Annotated in this window: 3 protein-coding genes; all 3 read right to left on the minus strand. The window is 63.1% G+C overall.

All coding sequences use genetic code 11. The features are described from left to right. Window positions 1–1641, minus strand: a 1641-nt coding sequence (locus tag EN991_RS26445) for a VWA domain-containing protein (protein ID WP_127369868.1), incomplete at its 3' end; no start/stop codon positions are given. Between the two features lie 378 nt (window positions 1642–2019). After that, window positions 2020–2982 carry a GlxA family transcriptional regulator gene (locus tag EN991_RS26450; RefSeq protein WP_013530232.1) on the minus strand — a complete coding sequence of 321 codons (963 nt, stop codon included), beginning with the start codon at window positions 2980–2982 and terminating at the stop codon, window positions 2020–2022. A gap of 56 nt (window positions 2983–3038) precedes the next feature. Beyond that, window positions 3039–3938, minus strand: coding sequence for a bifunctional methylenetetrahydrofolate dehydrogenase/methenyltetrahydrofolate cyclohydrolase FolD (gene folD, locus EN991_RS26455; RefSeq protein ID WP_013530231.1), 900 nt, complete (start codon window positions 3936–3938; stop codon window positions 3039–3041). Window positions 3939–3957: the final 19 nt, after the last annotated feature.

Raw genomic sequence — 3957 nt, forward strand, 5'->3', positions numbered from 1 at the left:
CTCGCCGGCTTTGACCGTCACGTTGCCTTCTTTCGAACTGTTGTCGGATTTCTCCGAGACGACGGCATAGTCGCCCGCCGGGATCGCTGCCTGGTACTTCTGGTCGAATGCATAGCCAAGCGACTTGCGGTTGCCGTTGATGTCCTTTTTGGCCTCGAAAATCTCGATCTTCGAGGCTCCCGGCGCGGTGATCGCCAGCACGCCGGCATTCATTGCGATTTTCAGATCCTGAAATTCGCCGACCTTGACGGTGAACGGCTGCTCGACAACGGCGAGATCAACCGTCGCAATCAAGACATAGTCATCGGCCGGCAGATCGAATTTGCTGTCGGGTCCGTAGGCATAGGTCACCTCGTCCCTGGTTCCATCGATCTTCTTTTTTGCCTTGAGCACCTTGAAGCCGATGCCTGAACCGTCCGCCTTGTCGCCGCCGGCAGCATAATAAGCATTGGCAACGACATGGCCGACACCGACAATCATGTCCTTTTCCACGGTCTTGCCGGCAGCCAGCGGAATCGTTTCGGTAGCCACGCCCTGGCCGATCGTGACCGTCACTTTCTCGTCGCCGGCCGGCAACACGGCTTTCGTGGTCCCATAGAAGGTGGCGGGCATGTCAGCACCCGGATAATCGATGACGATGGCCGCGCCATCGACGACATCTGCCCCCTCGCTCGGTCGCGGATGGATGATGAGCGTGCCGGCATTCAAGTTGAAGAGAGGCGCGTAGACTTGGCCCGCCTCGATCTTGACTTTCTGCTCGGTCTTGGCCTGGCCGTCGCTGGCCACGACGATATAGTCGCCCGGTTCCAGATTGGCCTTGTAGGCGCCGTATTCGGTGCTGACGTAGTCGCCGCGCGTACCGTCGGGTTTCGCCTTGTAGATCTCCCAGGCGTTGCCGTCAGTGACGGAATCGCCGCCCTCGGCAAGCACCGCTATCGGCAGGAAATTGAAGTCCGGTTTGGCCGGCTCGGGCGCGGGTGCCGGCGCAGGTGCCGGAGCCGGTTCAGGAGCCGGCGCTGGTGCTGCCACGGTCTCGGCAAGCGCCTCCTGCAGCGCCTTCTCGTCGGAGGCCTGGATGTATTTGCCGCCGGTGTTGTCGGCGAGGCAGGCGATCTGCTTGCCCTCGTCGGCGGTGAGGCCGAAGCCGACGACATCGGCGGTGAAGTCGACGCCGGATGCCTCGAGCTCCTTGCCAAGCGCGCAGGGGTCGCCGCCGCATGTTTCGAGCCCGTCGGTGATAAGCACGACGGTCGCCTTGTCCTCGGTGTATTTCAGCGCCTCGGCCGCCTGTTTGACCGCCGCCGTCAGCGGCGTCTTGCCGAGGAATTTCAGGCTGTCGGCGGCGGCCGAAATGGCGCTGCCCGAACCTGCCTGCGGCGGCACGATCAGCTGGATGTCGTCGCAGCTGCCCTTTTCACGGTGGCCATAGGCCATGAAGCCGATCTCGTCGTCGGTGGGGACCGATTGAAGCACGGTTCGAAGCGACTCGCGGGCGATTTCGAGCTTGGGCTTGCCGTCGATCTGCGCCCACATCGAGCCGGAGGCATCGAGAATGATGATGACCTTGTTTGCGGCGAAGCCGAACGTCGTCATCGACAAAAGGAGGATCGCCGCAGCGACGCCCCGTGCAAGTCCCGCCATCGAAATCTCCTAAATCCGCCCCTGATCCGGGCGGCAAGCTATTTGACGCGGCGCCGGGACACAAGTCCGGGCGCCCGGTGCGCAGGGCTGCGGACCCAGCTTAACAAAAGTCCTGACGGCGGCCAGTTCGGCGGGGTCGGCAGCCTTTTCCCCGGCAATAGGAATTTTTTCTTGACACCATGACCTCAGCTAAGGTACATATTTGGCTATGGTGCTGATTTGCGCCGGTGACCCGCCGCAATAGGCGGGTTTTTCGTTTGATGCACCCGTCAACCTACGCGCGGCGAAGGCTCCGAAAGAACCCATTAACCCGAATTCATAGCCCTGGCCCGATGCGCGGGGCCGAATGCCGAACTCTCAACGAAAACGAAAACCAGCTTAGTAAGTCGTGCGGCGTTCTTCCGAAGGCGGCCTGCCGAATTGCAGCCGATAGCTCTGGGCGAAGTAGGAATGCGAGGTGAAGCCCGTCGCGATCGCCACGTCGAGGATCGGCATGTTGGTCTGGCGCAGCAGTTCGCGCGCCCGCTCCAGCCGCAGCCGCATGTAATAGCGGCCGGGCGTGACGCTGAGATGGCGCAGGAACAGGCGCTCGACCTGGCGCACCGAAAGGCCGGCGGATTTGGCCAGCTGTACCGCCGAAAGCGGCTCGTCGAGGTGGTCGGCCATCAGTTCGACGATGCGCCTGAGCTTCTCCGACTTGCCGGTCAGGTCGCGTTCGGGTCCGACGCGCTGACGGTCGCCGGCCGAGCGGATGCGTTCGTGCTGGAACTGGTTGGCGACGCCATTGGCGAGGTTCGAGCCGAAATCGCCGCGCACGATCTCCAGCATCAGGTCGATCGAAGTGGTGCCGCCGGCACAGGTGTAGCGCTTGCGATCGATCTCGAAGACGTTGCCAGTGCAGTTGATGTCGGGGAATCGCTCGACGAAGCCGGCACGGTTTTCCCAATGGATGGTGCAGCGATAGCCTTCGAGCTGGCCGGCCTCGGCCAGCAGGTAGGACCCGACCGACAGGGCACCCAGCGCATTGCCGCGCCGGCCCCAGCTTCGCAAAGCCGCCAGCACCTTGCTCTTGCCGGGGAATTCGGTCGTCAGCCCGACCGAGACGAAAAGGATATCGACCGGCGGCAGGTCGGCAACGGCGTAGTCGATCTTGAGCGGCAGGCCATTGGAAGCCATCACCGGATCGCCATCGGCCGACACCGTGGTCCAACCGTAGAAGTCGCGGCCAAGCAACCGGTTCGCCGACCGGAACGTATCGATCGCGGCAGCCAGCGAGAACATGGAGAACTTGTCTACCAGCAGGAATGCGAACTGCCGGCCGCCTTGAACGGGGTCAGTCATGACCGGCCGTTCTGAGGGAACACTGGGGTTCGGCAAAGCTGCAGCTTTCTGGCGGGTCAGAAGGACGGCCGTTTCAATCCGGCCGCAAGGTAGGCGGAGGCTAACGTATTGGCCATCAGCATGGCAATGGTCATGGGGCCGACACCGCCGGGCACCGGTGTGATGGCGCTGGCGGCCCTGGCCGCTTCGGCATAGGCGACATCGCCGACGAGGCGGGACTTGCCCTCGCCCTTTTCCGGCGCCGGGATGCGGTTGATGCCGACATCGATGACGGTGGCGCCTGGCTTCACCCAATCACCCCTGATCATCTCCGGCCTGCCGACGGCCGCGACAAGGATATCGGCGGTGCGGGCCAAGGCCGGCAGATCCCTGGTGCGGCTGTGGGCGATGGTGACGGTGCAGTTGGCGGCAAGCAGCAGGTTGGCCATCGGCTTGCCGACGATGTTGGAGCGGCCGACGACGACGGCGTTGAGGCCGGACAGGTCCTTGCCGCGCACCCGCTCGATCAGAAGCATCGAGCCGGCCGGCGTGCAAGGCACGAACGCTGTTTCGAGTTCACCGGTGCCGAGCTTGCCGACATTGATGAAGTGGAAGCCGTCGACATCCTTTTCCGGCGCGATGGTCTGGATGATCTTGCCGGCGTCAATGTGGGCCGGCAGAGGAAGCTGCACGAGGATGCCATTGATGGCCGGATCGGCGTTGAGGTCGCCGATGATCTTCAGCAATGCCTCTTCGGAGGTTTCGGCCGGCAGCGTATGCTGGACGGAATGAAAGCCGCATTCCTTGGCGGTGCGCGACTTGGACGCGACATAGACCTGACTGGCCGGATCCTCGCCGACGATGACCACGGCAAGACCGGGCTTGGCCTTGCCCTTGGCGACAAGTTCAGCCGTCAGGGTCTTGACCGTCCCCACAACGTCCCCGGCAACGCTCTTGCCATCAATCACTTCAGCCATGGACCACCCTCAACACCAG

This window comes from Mesorhizobium sp. M7A.F.Ca.US.005.03.2.1 (genome assembly GCF_003997795.1).
Lineage (GTDB): Bacteria > Pseudomonadota > Alphaproteobacteria > Rhizobiales > Rhizobiaceae > Mesorhizobium > Mesorhizobium ciceri.

Bases quoted from the DNA above. Each gene is read 5' to 3' on its own strand.
- EN991_RS26450 (WP_013530232.1), bottom strand. From the start codon at position 2,982: ATGACTGACCCCGTTCAAGGCGGCCGGCAGTTCGCATTCCTGCTGGTA.
- folD (WP_013530231.1), bottom strand. From the start codon at position 3,938: ATGGCTGAAGTGATTGATGGCAAGAGCGTTGCCGGGGACGTTGTGGGG.